Annotated in this window: 16 protein-coding genes; 6 read left to right on the top strand and 10 right to left on the bottom strand. The window is 45.4% G+C overall.

The genetic code is table 11. The features are described 5' to 3' along the window. Window positions 1-183: 183 nt before the first annotated feature. A complete protein-coding gene (locus FKV70_RS21465; protein WP_142614303.1) occupies window positions 184-4,476 on the top strand; it encodes a S8 family serine peptidase in 4,293 nt (1,430 codons plus the stop codon). 85 nt (window positions 4,477-4,561) lie between these two features. Here the strand turns inward: FKV70_RS21465 and FKV70_RS21460 are convergent, their stop codons facing one another. Both FKV70_RS21460 and FKV70_RS21455 read right to left on the bottom strand, forming a co-directional pair. After that, entirely contained in the window at window positions 4,562-6,058 is a 1,497-nt protein-coding gene (locus FKV70_RS21460) for a sensor histidine kinase (RefSeq protein WP_142614301.1), read from the bottom strand. Beyond that, complete coding sequence (locus FKV70_RS21455) at window positions 6,055-6,741, bottom strand: response regulator transcription factor (RefSeq protein ID WP_063206977.1); 687 nt, start codon at window positions 6,739-6,741, stop codon at window positions 6,055-6,057. The genes FKV70_RS21460 and FKV70_RS21455 overlap by 4 nt, the downstream gene beginning before the upstream one ends. A 241-nt stretch (window positions 6,742-6,982) precedes the next feature. Here FKV70_RS21455 and FKV70_RS21450 point away from each other — a divergent pair, with 241 nt between their 5' ends. The 5 genes from FKV70_RS21450 (at window position 6,983) to FKV70_RS21430 (ending at window position 12,720) form a co-directional block, all read left to right on the top strand. Next, window positions 6,983-9,337, top strand: a complete 2,355-nt coding sequence (locus tag FKV70_RS21450) for a glycosyltransferase family 39 protein (RefSeq protein ID WP_142614299.1) — start codon at window positions 6,983-6,985, stop codon at window positions 9,335-9,337. Window positions 9,338-9,354: 17 nt separating this feature from the next. Then, window positions 9,355-10,446: a glycosyltransferase family 2 protein gene (locus FKV70_RS21445; RefSeq protein ID WP_064795652.1), complete on the top strand. Its 1,092-nt coding sequence runs from the start codon at window positions 9,355-9,357 to the stop codon at window positions 10,444-10,446. Window positions 10,447-10,450: 4 nt separating this feature from the next. Beyond that, entirely contained in the window at window positions 10,451-10,852 is a 402-nt protein-coding gene (locus FKV70_RS21440) for a GtrA family protein (protein ID WP_142614297.1), read from the top strand. Window positions 10,853-10,869: 17 nt separating this feature from the next. After that, window positions 10,870-11,751 carry a UTP--glucose-1-phosphate uridylyltransferase GalU gene (gene galU / locus FKV70_RS21435; protein ID WP_142614295.1) on the top strand — a complete coding sequence of 294 codons (882 nt, stop codon included), beginning with the start codon at window positions 10,870-10,872 and terminating at the stop codon, window positions 11,749-11,751. A 141-nt stretch (window positions 11,752-11,892) separates the two neighbouring features. Continuing rightward, window positions 11,893-12,720: a class I SAM-dependent methyltransferase gene (locus tag FKV70_RS21430; protein ID WP_142614293.1), complete on the top strand. Its 828-nt coding sequence runs from the start codon at window positions 11,893-11,895 to the stop codon at window positions 12,718-12,720. Between the two features lie 161 nt (window positions 12,721-12,881). On the opposite strand, the gene FKV70_RS21425 is transcribed toward FKV70_RS21430, so the two are convergent. The 8 genes from FKV70_RS21425 to FKV70_RS21390 form a co-directional block, all read right to left on the bottom strand. Next, window positions 12,882-13,628 (bottom strand): glycerophosphodiester phosphodiesterase, encoded by a 747-nt coding sequence (locus tag FKV70_RS21425; protein ID WP_142614291.1) that lies wholly within the window; start codon window positions 13,626-13,628, stop codon window positions 12,882-12,884. Window positions 13,629-13,719: 91 nt separating this feature from the next. Next, a complete protein-coding gene (locus FKV70_RS21420; RefSeq protein ID WP_142614289.1) occupies window positions 13,720-14,781 on the bottom strand; it encodes a hypothetical protein in 1,062 nt (353 codons plus the stop codon). A gap of 24 nt (window positions 14,782-14,805) precedes the next feature. After that, complete coding sequence (locus FKV70_RS21415; protein ID WP_142614287.1) at window positions 14,806-16,701, bottom strand: HSP90 family protein; 1,896 nt, start codon at window positions 16,699-16,701, stop codon at window positions 14,806-14,808. Window positions 16,702-17,116: 415 nt separating this feature from the next. After that, window positions 17,117-18,631, bottom strand: a complete 1,515-nt coding sequence (gene arfA / locus FKV70_RS21410) for an arabinosylfuranosidase ArfA (protein ID WP_142614285.1) — start codon at window positions 18,629-18,631, stop codon at window positions 17,117-17,119. 327 nt (window positions 18,632-18,958) lie between these two features. Further along, window positions 18,959-19,741: a muscle M-line assembly protein unc-89 Uncoordinated protein 89 gene (locus FKV70_RS21405; protein ID WP_142614284.1), complete on the bottom strand. Its 783-nt coding sequence runs from the start codon at window positions 19,739-19,741 to the stop codon at window positions 18,959-18,961. Between the two features lie 426 nt (window positions 19,742-20,167). Further along, window positions 20,168-22,015, bottom strand: coding sequence for an ABC transporter ATP-binding protein (locus tag FKV70_RS21400; RefSeq protein WP_142614281.1), 1,848 nt, complete (start codon window positions 22,013-22,015; stop codon window positions 20,168-20,170). Window positions 22,016-22,083: 68 nt separating this feature from the next. Next, window positions 22,084-23,229: a hypothetical protein gene (locus FKV70_RS21395; protein ID WP_142614280.1), complete on the bottom strand. Its 1,146-nt coding sequence runs from the start codon at window positions 23,227-23,229 to the stop codon at window positions 22,084-22,086. After that, window positions 23,226-23,915, bottom strand: a complete 690-nt coding sequence (locus FKV70_RS21390; RefSeq protein WP_142614278.1) for an ABC transporter permease — start codon at window positions 23,913-23,915, stop codon at window positions 23,226-23,228. The genes FKV70_RS21395 and FKV70_RS21390 overlap by 4 nt, the downstream gene beginning before the upstream one ends. Window positions 23,916-23,919: the final 4 nt, after the last annotated feature.

Genomic DNA, 23,919 nt, shown 5'->3' with positions numbered 1-23,919 from the left:
AAAATATAAAAAACATATAGTAATATATCCCACCAATATGGTAAGATATGCCTCAAAACTGGCAAGTTAGTCACCAGTGGTCAATTCTATTATTTTAGATATAAAGGGAGGCATGAGAACAACGGCAGTGGCTTCAAATCCTAGTATGTAGATATCATATTTTGATTGAAAAGAGGGAAATCTTTGAAAAAGCCGATCATTTTGCAAAAAATACCTGTCGTATCACTCGCTCTTGCCCTGACGGTAAGCTTATCTCTGCCGTCTTTCAGTTCTGCCGCTCCTGCGGATCTGTCCATCGACTCATTTTTAAAAGCTCAAGAAGCATTAACTATTGAGTCGGTTCCAGCCTTTATCTCACCTGAGCTGAGCACAGACTCCTCCCGTCAGGTCAGAGTCATCGTACAGCTTGATGGCGAGCCCCTAGCTGTGGACAAATATACGGCACGTTCTAGCGCCAAGGCGTTCACCGCTCAATCCGAGCAAAAAGCCGAATCTGCGATCGCTACTGAGCAAACCACATTCGTAGACCAAGCCGCTGAGCACGGTATTTCCCTTCAAGTGAATTACCAGTACAACACGGTGCTTAATGGACTGGAGGTTACCGTGCCAGCCAATAAAATCCCAGAATTGGCTAAACTACCAGGCGTTAAATCTATTCACGAAAACAAAACATATTATTCTATCCCCGTACAGGACCCGCCAACACTTACAGCCAATGAAGCCACTTATGACAATGCGCCACTAGACCAAATTGGTGTTCCTGAAGCCTGGGCCAAAGGATTGCATGGCGAGGGAATCAAGGTCGGGGTTATTGATACCGGTATCGATTATGAGCATCCGGATTTGAAAGAAGCCTACAAAGGCGGTTATGACTCTTTTGAACAGGACAACGATCCTTACGAGGAACCGTTCCTTGAAAAAGAGAATGATCCGTACGGCACAGGTTTTAGCGGAACGACACATGGTACTCATGTCTCCGGTACAATTGCCGGGAAAGCCGCAAATAAATCCTCGGATATTGTGCAAAAAGGAATTGCCTATAAATCGGACTTATACGTATATAAGGTACTTGGACGCAATACCAAAACCGGGCGCTCCTCCGGTTCCTCCGCACAGGTCATCGACGGTATAGAACGTGCTGTCAAAGATGGCATGAACGTCATCAACCTATCGCTAGGCTCGGATTCTGAAAAAGATCCTAACTCCCCAGATGCTATTGCCATCAATAATGCGGTACTTTCCGGGGTAGTCGCGGTCATCGCAAACGGTAACGCTGCACAAGATGGACCTTATTTTTATTCGATGGGTTCTCCGGCCACATCCCAGCTGGCCATTTCCGTTGGGGCAGCCACTTCCCCGAGTAAAAGCTTCTCGGGCACAGCCTCGGTCACCCGCGACTCCTATTGGGAGCCTAACGGTGAATTAAAGAAAACCGTAACTGCTGATGCTTATGCACATTACGATTTTAATTTGATGGGCTGGGAGACAGGCAGAGAAGACTTTGCCTCCGTTTTGGGAACTGCTCCTTATGAGCTTGTATATGCTAATTTGGGACAACCTGGTGATTTTGAAGGAAAAGACGTAGCAGGCAAGATTGTTCTCGTTTCACGGGGCAACTTGGCATTCATAGATAAAATTACAAATGCGAAAGAAAATGGCGCGAAAGCCGTGATCGTTTTCAATGGAAATACGAAACCTGGTGACATCACCAAGGCTGATTTAGGGGAAAGTATTTCAGGTCGCGATGACTACGTTAATTCGAATTTGGGTGACAGCTTTGACTTTATCCCAACCTTTGATATGAAAGGTAAGGAAGGCCGCGCACTGGCTAAACAAATCGTAGACAACGCTGGAGAAAAGTTCTCCGTTTCCTTTGGAGCAGACTATATTCGCACAGATCATGCAGGTAACACCATGGCCGATTTTAGCTCCCGTGGGCCCAATGGAGATGAACTGCTGAGCATCAAGCCAGACGTAAGCGCACCGGGTGTTGGCATTTTGTCAACGTATCCTGCCTTTGGCAAGTTCTATCCGGATGCATCTTATGCGCAAGCTTACAAACGCAGCAACGGAACGAGTATGGCATCCCCACATGTAGCTGGACTGGCTGTGCTGCTGAAGCAGGAGCATCCGAACTGGACACCTTTTGATATCCGCGCTGCTTTGGCAAACACTTCGGTTACACTCTATGATGAGGATAAAACCCAATATGATGTGTATTCCCAAGGTGCAGGACTTGTAAACATTGCGAATGCAATCCAGACTCCAGCTCTGTTGGAAACCGTTGAAAAGATTACGATTCTTGATAAGAACTTTAATCGTCAGGAAGTTGTGAATTACAATCCTTCCGCCAGCTTCGGGGTGTTACGACCTGGTAGCGATGCGAAGCAGATTCAGCTTCAACTCAAAAACTTGTCTGCTAACCCTGTGCAGTATGAAGCTAGCTATGTTTTACATGATAAGGTTACCTCTGACCCGACCAAGCCTATTGCAACACCTGATGTGAGCAACATTGCCGTTCAGTTGCAGGGGGTTGGCGCGAATGGATCTATCTCGGCAGAACCAGGCAAATCGCAACCGTTCTTCCTGTCTGTACAACCAAGTGCGAATGCAGCTACTGGTGTATATGAAGGAGAGGTTATTCTAAAAAGCGCTGGACAGCCGACACTTCATCTTCCGTTCGTTGTGCATGTCGGCACAGAAAATCCAACGACAGGCTTCGGCTTGCAGGACCTGAGTTTCACGAACCCGATTATTTATCCAAATCGTACAGGTGCGGATCGCACAACAGATTTGACTTTCCGTCTGACCACAGATAAAACCAATCAGATCGCGCTCTATGTATACGGATTAGATGATAAGCTGATCGGTCTGATTAATGGGATTGCTACTCCCAAGGACCAAGGAGCTAATGCTCGCCTCAAACAAGGCGCATATTCCTTTAAGGGGATTGACGGAAGCTACGTCGAATTTGATGACAATGGCAAACCGATTCTGGATGCGAACGGTCAGCCCGTTATTCAACACTTAAAAGATGGTGTGTACAAGCTGGAAGTCAGCTCCCCAGAACTGAATGAAAAGGGAGAAGTCGAACGTAATACCGCTGGTCCTAAACTGTTCACTGCCACGAAATCCATCCGCGTGGATAATAGTGCCGCATCTGGTGGTAGTAGTGGCGGCGGAGGGGGTGGAGGTGGCGGCAGAAGCAATACTACACCTTCTGCTGTAGCTAACACCTCTACCCCTGTCGCTACATCTGCACCTTCACTGCAAAGCGTGGTGAAACAAGGACAAGCTGTAAAAGCTGTGCCTACAGCCGTTGCGTTAAACAATAATGTACAGTCACTGACAGTAGCTGATGCAGACCTACAGGCTGCCGTGACAGCAGCTGGCTCCAGTCCGACAGCTATTGTATTGTCGGCTACTAGCCAAGCAGGCCAAACGACTAAAGCATCACTCACTTCGGCACAGCTGGCAACGCTGGGCAAAGCCGCAGCAGGAAGCAACTTGATTGTGGGCAATACAGGTTCTTCCCTGGCATTGCCAATATCAGCTCTAAAAAATGCACCTCAAGGTGCAAGCATTGAAGTGATGATCAGCAGCCAGGCAGAGGCGAGCGTGACATTTACAAGCAAGCTTAAAGACTCGAATGTGATCGGCACCCCGGTAGGATTTGAGGCCAACGTTATCACGGGTGGCAAGAGTCAACCGCTCAAAGTTGCGCCAGGACAATTCATTACCCGATCCTTTACCGTACCTGGTCAAATTGATCCTAATACAGCCGGTGTACTTTATACGGCGAATGGAAATGTTTATCCCGTTCCATCTATCTTCACCAAGCAAGCTGATGGATCTACCGTCGTTAAGGTAAGTCGTCCGGGCTTTTCAACGTACGCAGCGGCAACACGCCCTGTAAGTTTTGAGGATATTTCATCATCGTATGCCCAATCGGAAATTCAATCGCTAGCGCATAAGTTGCTGATTAACGGAACAACCGACACGACATTCTCACCGAAGCACAACGTGACGCGTGCTGAATTTGCAGCCTTGGTCACACGGGCACTTGGCCTGACACCAGGTACCGCTGCACCATTCAGTGATATTCCGGCAGATAGCTGGTATGCCGGCGATGTGGCAGCCGCTTATGAGGCTGGATTGATTACAGGTCGCAACAACGGCAAGTTTGATCCGCACGCAAATATCAGTCGTCAAGAAATTGCTGTTGTGCTGGGTAAAGCAGTAGACTTGCTTCAAATCAAAACAACAGCCGACGGTCCTACACGCACACCGTATCATGATACTTCATCCTTTGCTGGCTATGCCAAGGACAGTATTGAAAAAGTAAGTGCGGCGGGAATTATTAACGGAGCGACGATTAAAGGCTCTTCCTACTTCCAGCCAGATGCACCTACAACACGTGAGGCATCTGCCAAGGTGCTGCATGTACTTTTACAAAAAGCTGCCCTCATTAACTAACAATTAAAAAAGCCCCTCGAGCCGTTATTTCACCAAAGTCGCGGTTCGGGGGGGCTGTTCTTATGTTAGACCATAACCGGCAATACTATACTGTCCCTGCTAAAGGCAGCGTTACTTTAAACACACTTCCTGTCCCCAGTGTGCTTTCAGCCGTAATACTCCCACCGTGTGCTTCCACGATGGATTGTGTAATAGCTAGACCCAGGCCCGCTCCGCCCGAGCTGCGTGTACGCGATTCATCTCCACGATAAAAACGCTCAAATATCCGCTCCAGCTGCTCCTTACCCATACCGGATCCATTATCACGAATTTGAATATCGGCCATTTTCTTACCCGCCGACAGGTTGACATGGATTATGCCTTTTTCCATATCGGTATGCTGAACAGCATTGTGAAACAGGTTAAGCACGACCTGTTTGATTTTATCGCTTTCTGCCAATACCTGAACCCCTGCCGTCATATCAAAAACCACCTGACGTGTGCCTGCCAGCATAAGGAGCTGTGGCTTCATTTCCAGTAGCAATGCATCTAGCGATATATCCTCCAGCTTCAACTCCGGTGTTCGGTCCAGCTTCGCCAACAATAGTAAATCAGAGACAAGCTTATTCATCCGCTTGGATTCACCATACATACTTTCCAGTGCAGATTGGAGTTGCTTTGGATTGGATGCTGCTCCACGAAGCAGCACTTCCAAGAACCCGTGGATGGATGTAAGCGGGGTGCGCAGTTCATGGGAAGCGTCTGCAATAAATCGCCGCATTTGCATCTGCAATTCGCGCTCAGCAGCAAAAGAATGCTCCAGACGCTCCAGCATGCCATTAAATGAAACCGCCAGACGATCCACCTCATACTGACCCTGCTCTGCGTCAAAGCGCTCGTCCAGATTGCCTGCATCAATACGTTTGACTGCCTCGACCATTCTGGAGAGGGGCACCAATGTGCGGCGAAGCACAGGAAGCATAAGCGCCAAACCAATCGCAAGTGCAATCAAAGACAATAAAATAAAGGTGCGGAGTTGATTAATCAACTGCTCTTGCATCGAATTCGTGGATACGCCCATTTGCAGTAATCCTGACGAACGGTCTGGTGGACCGAGCGGGCGAAACACGACCAGTTGCTCATTGCCCTGAGCATCTGTAATTAATTGATAGCCGTGACGCATGCGCTTGCTCTGCTGCATTGCTTGATACTGCTGAGAAGTGAGACGCGGCGGTTCAAGTCCATTTTCGTTGGACAAGCTCTGGAAGGTGCCGTCTATACCTATAGAAGCAAGCGACATATCCGGCCAAAACAGAAACGGCCCCGGTCGATTAATCCTCCGATTGATACCATCTTCGGGAGCAGCGTTCTCTTCCTCACCCTTTTCCTGTGAATCTTTAATCAGTAAGTCGGCCGGAATTGAACTCAGCTGTGTGTTCATAGCGTCTGCCCGACTGCGATACAGAAAATCTTTCATTAAAAAGTATTGGAGAAAACCGATCAATACGAGCAGCAAAGCCAAAATGAGTAAGGTTCTGGCCAAAAGCTGAGACCGGAGAGAACCGAGCGCATATTTTCTGCGACTTTTCCTCCCCGCTTTCATAACAGATCCACACGGTACCCAACGCCGCGCAGCGTCCGGATAACCCGATGCTCCTTATCTTTGAGTTTTTCACGCAAGGAACGAATGTACACTTCCACAATATTATCCTCGCCCCCAAAGTCATACCCCCAGACTCGGTCCAGAATACGACTTTTACTCAGCACAATTCCGTGATTCAACACCAAAAACTTCAATAGTTCGTATTCGGTAGGCGATAGCTCCAGCACCTGACTCTGATAGCGAATTTCTTTCCGCCGATCATCCACCTGAAAGGGTCCGTGAACCACTTCCCCCAGCAGGTCGGGGAACTGATTTCGCAAGCGCGCTTCAATGCGAGCCAGCAGTTCGTTAAAGCTAAAGGGCTTTACGATATAATCATCTGCGCCCAGCTTTAGTCCCTTTACCCGATCATCCACATCGTCCTTGGCTGTCAGCATAATGACTGCGATGTTATCCTCCGTCTCCTTGAGACTTTGGCATACCTCAAAACCGTTCATTTCAGGCATCATCACATCCAGCACTGCTACATGCGGACGAAACTCTCTTGCCAGATCGAGCGCATCACTCCCGTTCTCAGCGGTTCTGACTTCATAGCCTTCATTAATCAGTCCAAGCTCTAAAAATTGCAAAATATGAGGCTCATCGTCTGCCAGCATAATCTTAACTCCGTATATCGGATTCATTATTAATCTTCCCTTTCATATGGGTACATTTTTTCATGATTAAAAGTCGGTTCATGTTCACCTGTATCTAATATACCTGAATCCTGCCGTAAAAAAAGCACCTCGCCTCAGCTTTCAGCTAACGTTCAGGGAGCGCTCAGAACCCATTAAGGTACGTCTGGCATGATAATAGCAAGCCGGTAGTTCACCGGGCCAAGAACGGAATAAATACAAAGAAACTTTCACAGGGAGTGGAATGAACATGATTAAGAAATGGTTTAAGACCAGGGCGGACATCCCCCTGATCATCATTATGCTGATATCCGCATTTTTGAACGGATACAACATCTGGCAAGACAAGTACGTAAACACCTACTACACAACGGCAGTAGCAAGCATGCTGCAAAGCTTTCACAATTTCTTTTTCGCGTCACTTGATTCTGCAGGATCGGTAACGGTAGACAAACCGCCTGTCGTGTTCTGGATTCAGACGTTGAGCGCTTATATATTCGGGCTTCACGGATGGAGCGTAATCCTGCCGCAGGCGCTGGCTCAGATCGGATCGGTCTTGCTCATTTACTTACTCGTCAAACCAAGCTTTGGTACACTGGCCGCACGCTTGGCTGCCTTCGCCATGGCAACGACACCGATAGCCGTAGCGGTTAGCCGCACGAATAACATTGACGCTATGTTGGTCTTCACATTATTGCTCGCAACATGGCTGTTGTTCAGAGGGCTTAAAAACAGCAAAACCGGGTTGATCCTGGCTGCTTTCGCAGTCGTCGGCATCGCCTTTAACGAAAAAATGCTGCAAGCCTATATGATCGTTCCTGCGTTGGGCCTCTTTTATCTGCTGGATTCCAAGTATAACTGGAAACGAAAAGCAATAACGTTGGCAGGATCGGCAGGGGTCCTCCTGATTGTATCGCTCTCTTGGGCAGTCGTAGTGGACTCCACTCCGGCCGATGAACGTCCTTATATGGGAAGTAGCGGCAACAACTCTGTATTGAATTTGGCCTTTGGTTATAACGGCCTGTCCCGCCTGACAGGAGACCAGGGAACGAGTAGCAATCGTGACGGTCAACGCGCAGAGCAGAACAATAATGCTGCAACGAATAGGAACAATACGAACACGGATCAGGCCCAGACGGCTACATCATCCAGCAGCATTACCACTACAGATAGCTCTGGTGCCAATAGCATGACAGCAGGCGGCCCCGATGCAGGTGGTCAAATGCCACCGGGTGGATTTGGTGGGAACGGACAAGACGCCCCAGATGGAGATGGGCAAGGTGGTCAAGGCTTTCCTGGTGGTGGCCCGGGCGGAAATTCCGGTGGCGGCATGTTCGGCACTGGTGAAAAGGGACCTTTGCGGTTGTTCCAATCCGCCCTGTCAGGCCAAGCCAGCTGGCTGCTTCCGTTCGCAATCATAGCATCCATCGGTCTGCTTGCTGGCATTCGACGCCGTAATATCACACAGAAACATAAAGAAGTTATCTTCTGGCTTGCCTGGTTGATTCCCGCAGCTGCATTTTTCAGCGTAGCAGGCTTCTTCCATCATTATTACCTGATTATGCTCGCACCACCGATTGCAGCGCTCTTCGGAGCAGGATTCGTAGAATTGTGGCAGCAGTATCGTGAGCGTTCCAACTGGCTCTCCTGGATGTTACCTGTGGCAGTATTGGCAACCTCGGTATTTAGCTGGTTCGTTCTGCAAAATTACAACGACACCATCGGCAGCGGCTGGTCCATCGTGGTATTGATCCTGGGGATCGTCGGCACAGCGCTCTTGGTGGTATCACGAATGAAATCTGAGAAGTTCACAAGATACGCTATCATCGCAAGTGCACTCGCTATGTTTATCGGCCCTGTGTACTGGGCACTGACACCGATCGTCTACGGAGGTAACAGCATGATTCCACAAGCTGGACCAACTCAATTTGGCGGTGGTGGCGGAATGCCAGGCCGCAATGATGGCAATAGAGATCGAGGCTTCAATGGACAACAAGCTGAAGGAATCCAAGCCAATAACCAGACTAATAACGTAGGAAATTCCAATTCTGATAAAAATATTTCAAGCACGCCGACAAGTGCAGACGCGGAACAGAGATCTTCTACCCGCTCCAGAGGAATGGGTGGCCCGAACGGCAGCCAAAGTCTGGATCAAAAAACGTTGAGCTACTTGCAAAAAAATAACACAGGTGAAACCTATCTTTTCGCAGCAAGCAATTATTCAACTGCCGCTCCTTACTTGATCGAGGCCGGCCAAAAAGTAATTATTATGAACGGCTTTGTATCTTCCGATCCGGTCTATACCGTCGATAAGATCAAGGCGCTGGTCGAAAGTGGGCAAGTGAAATACTTTATGATTTCTGGTGGCGGCGGTGGACCGGATGGCGGCAACTCCGAAGTCAATGCATGGATCAAAGAACATGGCAAAGTAATCCCTACAGATGAATGGAAAACAACAACCACAGCAGAAACAAGTTCAGCAGTGAAAGCAACCGACAGCGTAAGCGACGCTACGAACAGCAACGCAGGCGCTCAGGATGGTCAAGGTGGATTTGGCGGAGACGAGCGTGGCGGAAGCGGTACTTTATACGAAATCACACTATAAATGAGGAGGAACTACGAATGAGTGAACCTATCCGTTATTCCATAGTTATTCCAATGTACAACGAGGAAGCCGTTATTACAGAAACCTATCGGAGGCTGAAACAAGTCATGGGCTCAATGGGCGAGCCCTACGAGCTGATCTTCGTCAATGATGGAAGTTCGGACCGCAGCGTCCAGCTCATCAAGGAATTCAGTCTCCGAGATGACACGATTGTATTGATTGATTTCTCTCGCAACTTTGGTCATCAGCTAGCCATTACCGCCGGGATGGATTATGCGGTGGGAGAGGCGGTCGTCGTCATTGACGCCGACCTCCAGGACCCGCCGGAACTGATTGTTGAGATGGCTAACAAGTGGAAGGAAGGCTACGAAGTCGTCTACGCCAAACGACTCAAACGCAATGGCGAAACTCGCTTCAAGAAATGGTCTGCCAGCCTCTTCTATCGCGTACTTAAAGCATCAACGGATATTAATATCCCGGTCGACACCGGAGACTTCCGTCTGATGGATCGCAAGGTCATAGATGAATTGAAACGGCTGCCGGAAAATAACCGATTCGTACGCGGTCTGGTCAGTTGGATCGGCTTTAAACAAACCGCTGTTGAATATGAGCGCGATGAGCGGCTCGCAGGCGAAACCAAGTATCCGCTAAAACGCATGATCAAGCTCAGTCTCGATGGGATCACTTCTTTTTCGATCAAGCCGCTCAAGCTGGCAGGTTATATCGGAGCACTTCTGTCCATGTCCGGCTTCCTGTATCTAATGTATGTATTGTTTCTTAACTTTTTCACCGATTCCTATGTGATGAAGGGCTGGTCGTCCATGATTAGCATCAGCCTGATCTTCAACGGGGTGATTCTGATTATTCTCGGTATTATGGGTGAATATATTGGGCGGATTTATGACGAAACCAAAGCGCGTCCACTCTACATTGTCCGTGAACGTCTGGGTGGACAATACGATAACGGTCCGACTCATGCTATGAAGGTCCCTGAACAACGCGATTCTCTGTATATGCAAGGAGCCCGCGACAGCCTGATTTCAGGTGGACGCACAGTGCGCGGCAACAGCGCGGTATATACTGGGCCTAAATCCGGTCATGGAGCCTAATCCAATGAAAAGTCGCATAGCCCAGCTGCTTCCCATGATCCGATTTGGCATCGTAGGTCTGGTGAATACGGGCGTAGATTATATCATTTTTATGCTGCTGGCTTGGGCCGGAGTGCCGGTCGTGGTGGCACAGATCATTTCGTATAGCTGCGGCACAGCCAACAGTTATATTTTGAATAGCAGATGGACTTTCAGCAAACAACAAGCAAACAACACGAATAAGGGCCAATTACTCAAATTTATCGTCATCAACCTCATCGTATTGGGGATAACCTCCTTATTATTGCAAGTCCTTCACACTGAAACCGAGCTGCCGCTTGCTTTAAGCAAGCTGATCGCTACCGCAGCCGGAATGATTATCAATTATATCGGGAGCCGATACTGGGTGTTCGGTTCCCCATCCTGAAAGGAAAGTGAATCTCTATGAGAACAATTACAAAAGCCGTGATCCCTGCCGCTGGTTTAGGAACCCGTTTTTTGCCAGCTACAAAAGCATTACCAAAAGAGATGCTCCCAATCGTAGATAAACCAGCGATTCAATATATTGTTGAAGAAGCCATCAAGTCTGGAATTGAGAGCATCATTATCGTTACAGGGCGTAATAAAAAAGCCATCGAGGACCATTTTGACAAGTCTGTAGAGTTGGAGCAAGTACTGGAGAGCAAGGGGAAATATGATCTCCTGCGTGAGGTTCAAAGCATCGGGGGCAAAGCCGTCATTCACTATATCCGTCAAAAAGAGCCCCTCGGCTTAGGACATGCGGTACGCTGCGCTCGTCAGTTCATTGGTGATGAACCCTTCGCAGTGTTACTGGGCGATGACATTATGAATTCCTCCACTCCAGCGATTCGTCAAATGATGGATGTATACGAAGCCACTGGCAAGCAAGTGGTCGGCGTACGCACGGTAGAAGAACAGGATGTCAGTAAATACGGTATTATTGACTCTATCCACCAGAATGGTCTTATTCATGAAGTCGGCGGGCTTGTTGAAAAACCCGCTCCGGCAGATGCTCCTTCACGGCAGGCCGTCATTGGCCGCTATGTATTGGAGCCGTCTATTTTCTCCATATTGGAAAACATGTCCACTGGAGCGGGCGGTGAGTACCAATTGACAGACGCTCTGCATCAAGTAGCATTGCAGAATCAACTGCTCGCATTGGAACTAGAGGGCACACGCTACGATATCGGTGATAAAGCAGGCTATCTGGAAGCGGTGCTTCATATGGGCATGCAGCGCGAAGATTTGCGTCCAATGCTTGACTCCATGATGCGGGAGTGGGCGCTTGCTTCCATGATAAAGTAGGCAAGTTTCCTCCTACCAAAATCCGATGATGTTGCAAAATCACGAAAGTAGCTGGTTAAGCACATAAAAATGTACAATGTAAGAGTACAGAGCATCGGAATTTGCGCGATCGCCCGCCCAAGCTAAGGAGGAAAGGAACCTATGATCCCTGAGGGAAATCTGCAAAGTAATGTGGATCGTTTCAATGGTTTTGCTGACAACTACGATCAGCACCGCCCAGAAGCACCATCACTCGTCGCGGAAATCATCAGCCGCTATCTGGATCGGAACGTAGAGCTAGTTGCCGATCTTGGTTGCGGTACTGGACTTTCAACCTTCATATGGAAAGACATCGCTCGACGAATCGTCGGCATCGAGCCTAACCCGGACATGAGAGGGAAAGCGCAACGCAAGCTGGAGAAAGCAGGAACGACAATGGCAGGAACTATTTCCTTCGAAAGCGGGTTCTCCAACAACCTGCCCTTTGAGGATGGCACTGTAGACGTCATTACCTGTTCTCAATCCTTTCACTGGATGGACCCTGAGAGCACGCTCCAGGAAGCAGGCAGGGTCTTGGCTCAAGGCGGCGTGTTCGCGGCCTTTGACTGTGACTGGCCTCCAGTGCTGCAATGGCAGATCGAGCAAGCTTATACAGAGCTGATCACCAAAGCGGATGCCATTTTGGAACAGGAAGCTCCTATAGAACAACAAGCTCACAAATGGAGCAAGGATCAGCATCTAGCTAATCTGCACCGTAGCGGTCAATTTCGCTATATTCGGGAGATTGTCTTCCACAATCGTGAGCAATGTGATGCTGCTCGTTATACCGGGCTCGCTCTTAGCCAGGGAGGGATTCAGAGCCTTTTCAAACTTGGTAATCGAACGCTTGATGACGATATAGCTCGCTTCATCCAGCTGGTAGAGAATCATTTTGAAGGCAGGACACTGGATATCCTGTTCAGCTATCGTATGAGACTCGGTATCAAGTAGAACAGAATCAAAACGTCGTGATGGTATTCTCTTCAGCTCAAGCCAGAAAAGACTCTCCTCGTCTCGTGAAAGCGAGTACGTAGGAGAGTCTTTTTCTTTCAATACATAGCCTACAACTATTTCCATACAATCCTTAATTGTAGTTTTGCTGTGTCTTCCACTTAGGAAGAGTGAACAGCTAGAAGGTGCGCCAACCGATCAGGATAGTCTGTGATGATGCCGTTCACTCCGGCCTCCAGCAGACGTTCCATTTCTTCTGGCTCATTCACCGTCCATGGATGGTAGACGACGCCTAATGCCAAAGCCTCAGACACCGCTTCTGGTGTGACCACTTGCTTGTAGGCATGAAGTGCTGTTGCCCCGAATTGGGTTGCATACTCCGCTGGGCGAACCAAAATCTCAATATATAGCGCTCCCGTCTTGATCTCGCTCGCACTCTGCGCGCAGAGTGCGAGCGATTCGTGATTGAAGCTGGATAAGATCACCCGCTCTTCCAATCCAAAACGCTTCACAGCGGCAATAACCTCTTTCTCCATCCCCGGATAGAGATGAATGCTATTTTTCAGTTCCAGATTGATAATGGTATCCGAGGACTGTGCCAGTTCCAGTAACTCATCCAGCATCGGTACCCGTTCGCCTTGGAATTTCTCATTAAACCAACTGCCCGCATCCAACTTATTCAATTCTTCCAGCGTAATATCTTTTACATCCAGTGGGCAACCTGTCGTGCGCTCCAGCGACTCATCGTGAATCAGCACCAAATGCCCATCTTGGGTACGCTGCACATCCGTTTCGATGCCTGTTGCTCCCAGTTCTAACGCGTGGCGGAAAGCCGCCATCGTATTTTCAGGACATACCCCCGAAGCTCCGCGATGTGCAAAATTAATGACCTTCCGGGTCATATTCACGATCTAATCCCCCCTGTCCATTCAAACAAGAACATTGTACTCGTTCATTGTTTGGGCTGTATTAAAATATTCGCCACAGTCGCCTGTCCTTCTACGCCGTTTGAACGATCTTTCCGATCCAATCCGAATAAAATGCATTTCCGTTCCGTCGATCAAATTCAGCTGCCGCAGACTCTGCCAGTGGTTTGAAGTACGCAATAATCTCTTCTAACGTACGTTCCTGTTTACCCCATTCAAAAGATGCAGGCATCCGAATCAGACGAAGTTTTCTTGAAGTATCCAACTTTTGCAGCAGCCCCACCATCGCTGCGTAAAAATACATTTGCTCCAATCCGCTCTCATAGTCCAATGCGATGTGCAAATGACGTTCCACCACTCCGATTCCTTCAATCGGATTGGCAACCGTCAAATACTCGATATGCTCTGCTATCGTTTTCAGGAAGTCACGGTCATCACGAACCAGGCGATAGCCTTTGCGATGCTGCTCCTTCGCTTGATCAACCTCGCCTTGACGATACAGCGGCAAAAGCACCTGTGAGAGCGTCACATGCGGCACTTCTGCACATCTCATCCGTCCCGACAAAATCGGCTTGGCCACGGCAAGCGCCTGCTCGTCTTCTCCGGTCAAGTAATAGAATCGCACCATCTGGCTCTGCTCACAGGCTTCACAATCACTCATACTGTCCGGCTCAATCACGCGGAACATATCCAGATACCGCCGTGCTTCATCCAATTCACCCATGTCCATCGCGATGCGGAATTTATAATAGTAATATGGACGCTCATTATACCCGTACTCGGCATAACGTCTGCGCATATCCTCTACCAGATCCTCGATTTGAGTCTTCGATATATTCGGAAAACTGCACACCTTCCCGAGTATCCATTTGTAATTCCATAACAGTTCAACGGGGTCGTACTCCTCTGGATTTTGGTCAAATTGACCCAGCTGCCATGAAAAAGCAATCAGCGATTTCAATGGATATCCGTTAAAAATAGCACAGTCTACAATCTCTCCCCGAATTTCATAAGCGAGCTCCTTCAAGCCTGAAGAATCGGCCAAGCGAACAGCCTCTTCCAGAATCGCCAGCTTTGCTGCCCCCCCGGGCATATCCTGCGCCTGCTCCATCAATTCATATATCGTCTCTTCCATTTGAATCCTCCTCTAGTTACGCAATTACGTGTTCTGTCCGTTTCCTAATCCCCAATTGATAAAATGCAGTACACTCCGGTTCATCAGCCCTAGCTCACTGCGGTTCATCGGATAGTGACCCATCATAAGCGCATTCACATACATCATTTCGGTCGCAGCCGTAATCATCTGTGTATCAGTAGCCTCAAAAATCCGCGCCACTACCGGGTTATTCAAATTAAAATATAAGGTTGAGTAGCCGGCGTTCTGCTGGACTCCTGCTTTTAGACTATCAAGCACATTGGAAAAAAGTGAAGTTGTCTCTTCAACGGTGTTTTCCATAGAGCGCAAGGTTAGTGCATCCTGTGAAATGGTATACAGCACAGGCAAGCTCGCAGGCTCAAAACGTTTTAACTCAGCGCGGCAACGCATCGGCTGCAAAGCAGCATCCATCACACGCAGCACACCGTAATACTTTGTATGCTCTTCCTGTGTCAGTCCGGTAAAAGAAAGAGATACGTCTTCAGGGCTAAGTCGCTCTGTGTGCAGGGTAGCGTCGACCCAATGCAGCCTTTCTAAAATTTCCGAATCATAGATATATCCGCCATTGATCACTAGCATGGATTGTGCTGCCGCCACATGCGTAATCTGACGATACTCATCCACGGTCGCCGTGTAATGGAGCGGACGTCCGCCCGCCTCTCGGATCAGTTCACTCAGCTCGCGCCGTCCAAATGTACTTTCGAAGGAAAACCAGCGATGCATAATCCGCAGAAATTCATCATCCTCGACCGCGAGCGCCTTCATGGACAGCTCGTGCAAATGAATCCAGTGCTGCAAGCGGTCTGGCTCATATTCCGCCATGCGTAGCAGTTCTTCGCGAATACAGGTCCCCAATTCAGAACGAACCGCATCAAGCTGCTCATTTTCATAAAAATATTCACGTGATGCCGTTGGTTGCAACTCATCTGTCCAAATCAGGCTTTTAATGAAAAATGCCCATTCTGGCAATACATTTTCCGCTTTGTCAGACACGAGCATATGCTTCAGATACACCCGATGCAGCCGCTTGCTGTTCAGATTAACACTACGAGGCAAAATGAATGCAATCCCGCCGGTTCTGCCCGATGTCGTTCGCAGCGGTATAAAATCACTGAAGCGCTCACCCATCAGGCGATAGCCTAAATCCAGCACCTCACCGCGGCGACTCCGTAATTGTTCCGGGTCCTGCATCCAGCTTGTCGATGGAAGGTTGACCTGTTTGGTCTCTCCGTCTACAGACAGCAGGACAGGATAAGGAAGCAAGGCTCCATAATAAAATAGGGAATCTTTCACCTGCGCTGGCTCATAATAAAACTCGCTCCCTGGCTTACAGCGCAAATAAATTTGCGTTCCTGTAGGCAGCTCAGTCTCTAATCGACGAATCGTATACGTCCCATCCGGCTTCCCTCTCCATTCCATAGAAATGCCTTCCTTCACCGAACGGGTCAGTACTACAATTTCATCGCTCACCATAAAGCAAGACAGCAAGCCAATTCCAAAGCGCCCGATAAATGAAGTCTCTGAAGTCAGCAAATCAGCTCCCTTCTTGGAAGATTGCCCGATGATCGACAGAAATCGGTGAATGTCTTTTTCCGACAATCCGATCCCGTTATCCTGAATCATCAGTACTTGCTGGTCCCCGGAACCGGATAGCTCGACGATGACTTTGCCTTCATAGTCGCTACTTTCAGAAGCTATATCATCAAGGGCATTGTCTTCTTTTAATGCTCTGCTTTCAGCGGTAGTCCTCCGCAGCTCCTTGCGAGCTGTGATCGCATCTGTTGCATTTTGTAGTATTTCACGTATAAACACTCGTGGACTGCTATATAAATGATTGGCCAAAATATCGATCATGCCGCCCAAATTCACTTGAAAACGATATTCGTCTGTTTGACTCATAGAGATCATCCCTTTCTCGAAATGCTACAGCCATCTTTTATTTAAAATAGCTATCTTTTAAAGTATAACGTGGATTTAAATCGGATTACACACCCTCATTTCAGATATCAATTCATTGACAACGGTATAACAGGGTCTTTTTTCACCCAGGAATATTAGCACTGGGTCTAAATAACTTCATAAAAATGTACGATGCACAAACACATAGTGATTAAGGATCATCTTTGCCTAGTTAAATTTAGGAATAAATATAATATTTATTGGAATTACCTCTTCCTTTTGAGCACTATATCGATGGAGGGACAAATGGCTCATTTTTATACAAAAGCCCGCATTGCTGCTCTTGTAGTAGCCTTACAAGAGAGAATGCGGGCTTTTTAGGTATAACCCAGTCCGTTCCTTTTATATAAAAGAATTAATGAGACTTAGCAAGACGGATAACGTTCCAAGAGGCTTTACCCAAATGAGCTTTTACAATTCCGTCTTCAAGCTTGGCATTGCCACCGTTATGAGGCGTAACCTTTTCACCAGCTGGGCTGTTGGTCGCTTTGAGATCATCATGCTCCAGTACGGTATGCTCGACAATACGGTAGCCCTCGAAACTGCGTACATCTACCGTCAGCTCCAGCGATTCAGACAAGTGGCGGTTCACTGCAAAGATAGTCAGAGCGTCTCCCTCTTCATCATAAACCACAGCGCTATCCAGATAAGGAATGTCCGTAAAGTCCCTGGAATCGTATTTTTCGGAATCCACTACAGGCATCAGCGATACCCCACGACCATAACGGGAAGCATGCAGATATGGATAGAAGATTGTTTGTTTCCACGCTTTTCCGTTATTTTCAGTCATGATTGGCGCAATAACGTTGACCAGTTGAGCCATACAAGCCATTTTCACACGATCTGCGTGACGCAAGAACGTAATCAACATGCTGCCAACCAACAATGCATCTTCAAAGTTGTAAATATCCTCAAGCTGCGGTGGCGCCACAGACCATGGATCGATTTTTTTGTCTGCATCGTTGGAGTGGTACCACACATTCCATTCGTCAAAGCTGAGCATTATTTTTTTCTTGCTGCGTTTCTTCGCTTTGATATAATCACAAGTCGAAATGACGGTTTGAATAAAATGATCCATGTCCATAGAACGTGCCAGATAATTAGCCGTATCATTGTCATGGTTGCCGTAGTATTGGTGGAGAGAAATATAGTCAGCCACCTCATACGTATGATCCAGTGTCGTTGCCTCCCATTCCGGGAACGTCGGCATCGTAGAGCTGGAGCTTCCACAGGATACAAGCTCAATGTCAGGATCAATCAGCCTCATGGCTTTTGCCGATTCTACAGCCAGACGACCATATTCCACTGCTGTCTTGTGACCAATCTGCCACGGACCGTCCATCTCATTGCCAAGACACCAGGTTTTAATCTTATGGGGTTGCTCTACACCGTGACTACGACGTAAATCACTCCAATAGGAGCCTCCTGGATGGTTGCAATATTCCACCAGATTACGTGCCGCATCAATTCCACGCGTACCCAGATTCACCGCCATCATCACTTCGGAGCCAACATCCTTGGCCCATTTAAAAAATTCATTTGTTCCTACTTCATTCGGCTCCACTGTTCTCCACGCCAGCTCCAACTGTCTAGGTCTGGATGCGACCGGGCCGACACCATCCTCCCAATTGTAACCGGATACAAAGTTACCGCCCGGATAGCGTATAATAGGAACATCCAGCTCTTTTACCAGCTCTTTAACATCATTTCGGAAACCGCTTTCATCACTAGTCGAATGAGTAGGCTCATAAATACCACCATATACAGCACGTCCGAGATGCTCTACAAAAGAACCATAAATGCGTTTATCGACTTCAGCAATACGAAAAGATTTGTCTACAATCATCTTTGCTTTTACAGCTGCTGCCACCTAAACCATCCTCTCTGAATGCGAAATAAGATCTGTTGTACTTTAAGCTAATAAGCCGTTTAATTACGGTTCCAGCATAACACACCGTAATTACCATGGTCAACATTATCATTAAATACTTAACATATATATTACGAAACTAATGATAAAAGATAAGCATTTGGTTACGTTTTCTAAATATTTTTTAACAGACCTATTGAACAAATAACCTTCTTTGCTTGATAGTAATAATAGATTGCGTTGAGCGGAGGGCCCCTAAAAACGATAGCTCGTAGAGGGGCCCTCCTAATTAGTGCGTACTATGGCACTATGCGCAAAATAACCAGCTCAGACTGCAATATTTACCTTCGTGCCCGCAGTCTTCGTATCTTTATTAGCCGAATCCTGATAGGCATTGATTTCTCGTTCAGTCCACACTCTGCTAGCCTCTGGATTTGCTTCCTTCTCACCCTTTGGCTCATCCTGTTCTGTAATCACCGGTGCATTATTCACTGCTTCACTGACGTGCTCATTGATATTCGCGGCGATTTCCATGATTTTACCATCGAGTCCTTCTGCCTTCTCATGCAAAGCCGCTGATTTTGCAGGGTTAGTGCTTTCCCAGCCCTTAGCCTCGCTTCCCAAGGTGATTTGTGCCATTTTAGCTATTTTGGCATTATTCAACTCGTTATGTGCAGATACAATACCATGCATGGTATAGGTGATCAGATTTTGCCTTTGCTCCTCTGCTGTCTTGGGTATATATTGTTCCTTTTTACCTTCCTGAGCCTCCTTTTTGCTGTCCTCATCCATGCCTAAAGCCTTTTTTTGTTCCTCCAGCGACTGCTTCTGAATGTTCTCATCAATTTGCTGAATCTGCTTATCGATCTCTTCCATTTCAGCCTTTACAGCTTCTGGACCAAGACCACGCTTGAGGGCATTACTTACGTAGTCTGAACGCCTCTCCACTAAATTTTGCTTCTGCTCTGTCAATTGTTGAATAATCTTGTTTTGCGGTTTGCCTATACTCTTTCTTTCAGCCTGAGCAGAAAGTGGATGCCGTATTTCAAGTCGGTTGTTATCTGAGGTGCGGAACGGCGATTGGTGAGATGATGTAAAAGATACACTCATCTTAAAACCTCCAATTCTCTTCTAATAAGTGATTCTAGAGGTATATCGGATTTTTTTGTATGTTTTTGTATATTTTATCATCATTTTCACAAATCCTTCATTCCTTTTCCACTGCCAAGCAGTCCTTTACCGTCTATCAATTTATTATATGTAAGCAACCTCTCCCAATATAACGCTGTCTATGTCCTTCCTCGCTGACAAATATAATATTTAAGTTACGGCGACAATGACCCGGATTTACAGACAAAAAAAATTCGTACATTATCCTATCAATATTGTCTAACTCATATAGAAAATGTCCAATATGAAGCCCAAAAGAGGGCCTCTGGAAGGGAAGCTCCGCTTTTTTATTATAGTCTACTTCTCATAAGGTAAAAGAACACCTCTGTTCGGATTCCCACTATTTTCTGGAGTTCCAATACACAGTTAACGTGTATCATTAGTAACTAGTGCTTTCTGGAATGTATGAATTTCATCAGAAAATAAATTATAGTAAAACCCTCTACTTTTAATTAGTTCTTGGTGGGTTCCTTCTTCTACAATCTGCCCCTTTTCCATAACTAAAATTTTATCTGCATATAAAACAGAGGTATAACGATGAGAAATGTAAAGGCAAAGCCTGTCCATAACATAATTTTGAAATTGGCGAAATACTTGTTTTTCTGATTCTGGATCAAGAAATGAACTAGGCTCATCTAGTACATAAACGTCAGCTTCTTTGAAGAGCGCTCTTGAAATCGCCATTTTTTGCCACTGCCCTCCTGAAAGCTGTACCCCCCCTTCGAAGTTTCTTCCCAGCTGGTGCTCTAATTGATTAGGCAAATTTCGTATTACCGAATCTACTCCTGTTTGTTGTGCCAATTCCCATATCCTAGTATCAAGTTCAAGATCTCCTATACTGCCAAAACCTATGTTTTCTCTTACTGAAAAATCAAATTGGACAAAATCTTGAAATATAACACCTACTTTCTTGTAAAGCATTTCTTTATTGTAATTCCGAATCGAGATAGAATTGATTAGAATATCTCCTTCAAATTCTTCATATAACCCCGTTAAAAGTTTTATCACTGTTGTTTTCCCTGATCCATTCCTGCCCACTAGAGCAAGAGGTTCACCACGCTTCATTTTAAAACTTATATCTTTGAGGGCTAATTCTTTTTGAACTGGGTAGGCAAATGAAACATTTTTAAATTCTATGCATTCTATTGTTGAATCAGCACATATATCTGATTCTCTTAGCAACATACTAGAATTCTCTTGTCTATGTTTTATGTTAAAAAAAGCAAATAATTCATCCAGATACAGATTATGGTCACACAATGAAATCAATCCTTGAGATACTGTGTTAATATTTTGATTAGTTAATAATACTGCTTGAACTAATGCATAAACACTGCCAACAAGTAATTTATCTTTCCATGTTATTTGTATAATCATGATCAAAGTAATGGCTATAACTAATGTACTTATCACTTGAAATGATAAGTATAAAGTGATACGTTTTTTGGCTAAATACTTATCTTCTTTATAGAAAATATCAAAAATACTCTTATATTTCGCCGTTAAGTAATCACTAAGTTGATACAATAAAATTTCTTTAAAAGACTTGTCATTAGTGAGTAAATAATTAATATACCTAGATTTGCGTTGTAAAGGAGCACGTTTTTTTTGGGCTATATACTGAATTTGTGTGAACCTCAATAAAGAATAAAAGGATGCTAGGGGAGAAAGAATGAGAATAAGTAAAATCCACCACCTGAACGCTAGTAAAATGGCAATACTAGAGCATAGTGTAACCATGGAACTTAACAAATTAATGAGTTCTTTATAGATCTGGATAGGTCTATCTATCGAGTCGTTCTGAACTCTTTTGAGCTGATTATGTATTTGCGGGTTTTCAAAATCCGAAAGATTAAATGTTGAAGTTTGTTGTACTATTAATGTTTGCAATTGATTTATTAGAGTAATTTGGAATAGTTTATCAGAGTATTCAATTAAACTTGAAATGAGCAGACCACTAAACATCACAAGAACTAAAGGGTAGACTATGCTTATTTGAAGCATATGCGATAATGGTCTTGTCTCTATTTCAGAAACCAAATACTGTATGGAAAGGAGATTGGCAATCGGGAGTATTCCTTTTAAAAGATAACCAATGATGATGATAATAAAATAGATAGGTTTTGTATTCCATAATAACTTAGTTAATTTCGGCCAATATTGGAATGAATGAAATATAGCTCTTATATTCAAATGGTCTGCCTCACGTTCCATTCATTCCATCCCTTTCTTTTATATCCACTATTATTGGTTCTTCACGAAACCTGTTATTATTTTAGCTCTCAGTCTCCCTGAATTGTATAGACATTTCCGGGATTTTTTCTGCGAACTTCCACAACAATATCACTTTTGACGCGTCTAAATGCGTCCACTTGCTCATTGGACAAATGAGTTGATTGCGGCAAAATAAAATCAATCCACTTACTAGCCCAATCCATTCCGAAATTAAACTCTAAAAGCTTATTTGAATAAATATTGATTTGAAGTTTATTATGATTTTGCACTATTATTTTCGGCTCAAACGATGACATGGAGTGTATTCGGGTGATTTCCAAGGTATAGCGAATCGGGTGTGTCTCCTTTTTTTTAGCCACGTGATACAGCGTTTCAAAAAGGGTGGCAAATTGCCTAGCCTGATACGAACTAATCCCCTTATACTCTACTTGTGTTTGTCCCACAGTTATTTTTTGAAACGACGATGTCTGTACATTCTCATCAAATAGCCTCTCATATCCCCATACGCCCATCAGTATACTACAAGCAAGGACCGTACTAATCCAAGGGATTATAGACTTTTTGCCGCCTCCGCGCCGACTGGATAACAATGTGCCTAATCCGTAAAATAATAAACTACAGCCTAAGAGTCCAAAGAGATTTCGCCAGTTGATCATATAGGGGTTGAATATATTCACTACAGGAGATATGTAACGTAACTTTTCATTAAAAGACCAGGAAACTAAACCTATAGGAAGGTAAAAAGCAATGAGAAAAGTGAAAGCCAACCCATAATGCTTTACTACCTGCCCCAGGAAGAGACCCAACATCGATGAAAAAACACTAGAAAAAAATACAATGATAACTAAATTCCATAATGATACATCAGCGAATGATTTCCATAAAAGTCCTACCATCATGAGCAAGAGAGGAAACGAAAGAATTAAAGAAACATAAAGCTGGTAAGCGATTAGACGATAATTAGGAAAGACAGAAATATATATATACGGTTCTGTATGATTACGATTGTGTATACTCGCAATCTGTAAAGAAAAGAAAGCCACAAACAACAAGTTGACACTATAAGTTATTGCAATACCTTCATTCATTATTAAATTGAATAAAAGAACCACACTAAAGGAAACGAGCAAGGTTACTGCTTGTTCTCTTCGAAGTAAAAGCTGTAGCCAGAAACGAACTATAATTCCATTCATTCTTGTACCCTCGCCATCCATAGATGATTACTGACTTTCATCAATACCCACATAAGCAAAAATAGGAATACTCGCCCAAAAGCAAACGACTGTGTGAAGAAATTGGAAATAATCCAATCTGGATTAAACCAGATTGAAATGTAAGGCAAGTTGATAGTAATACTGATTAAAAGGTAAACGATCATTACAATGTTCACATACAGTTGTTTACGTAAGAGCAAGTTCAATATGGCGGTAATTTGAACAGAATATCCCATAGTTGCTACACCTGCTACTGTTAGATGAAGCAGTATCAAGAATGGAGCCTTACCATGAGTCGTCCAATAAACCATACAAAATATAGATAAAGCGACAAATTGAAATAAGCAAACCACTCCCCATAATACACAACTCTTACAATAAAAATATTGGGCTCCTTTAGGCAATTTAGGCATAATAACAGAAGAAATCATTTTTTGCTTCTCGCCATCATAAAGAACAGAATACATTAACGGCATTAGTAATATGGTAAAGAACATTTGTCCATGATGCAAAAATATCCATAACGCGTTATTCTTATTCCCTGCTCCTAGATATAAAAATAAAGGAATTAAAAAACAAGAGAACGTTAGTGCTATAAAAAAAACTACACTTTTCTTCATAAGCAAAACTTCAAATTGAACTAGGGCTCTGATTACTTGTCCCATTCTG

Source organism: Paenibacillus ottowii (assembly GCF_006874425.1).
Taxonomy (GTDB): Bacteria; Bacillota; Bacilli; order Paenibacillales; family Paenibacillaceae; genus Paenibacillus; species Paenibacillus ottowii.
The sequence above is the reverse complement of the archived record's forward strand: the minus strand, read 5'-3'. Positions and strand labels throughout refer to the sequence as shown.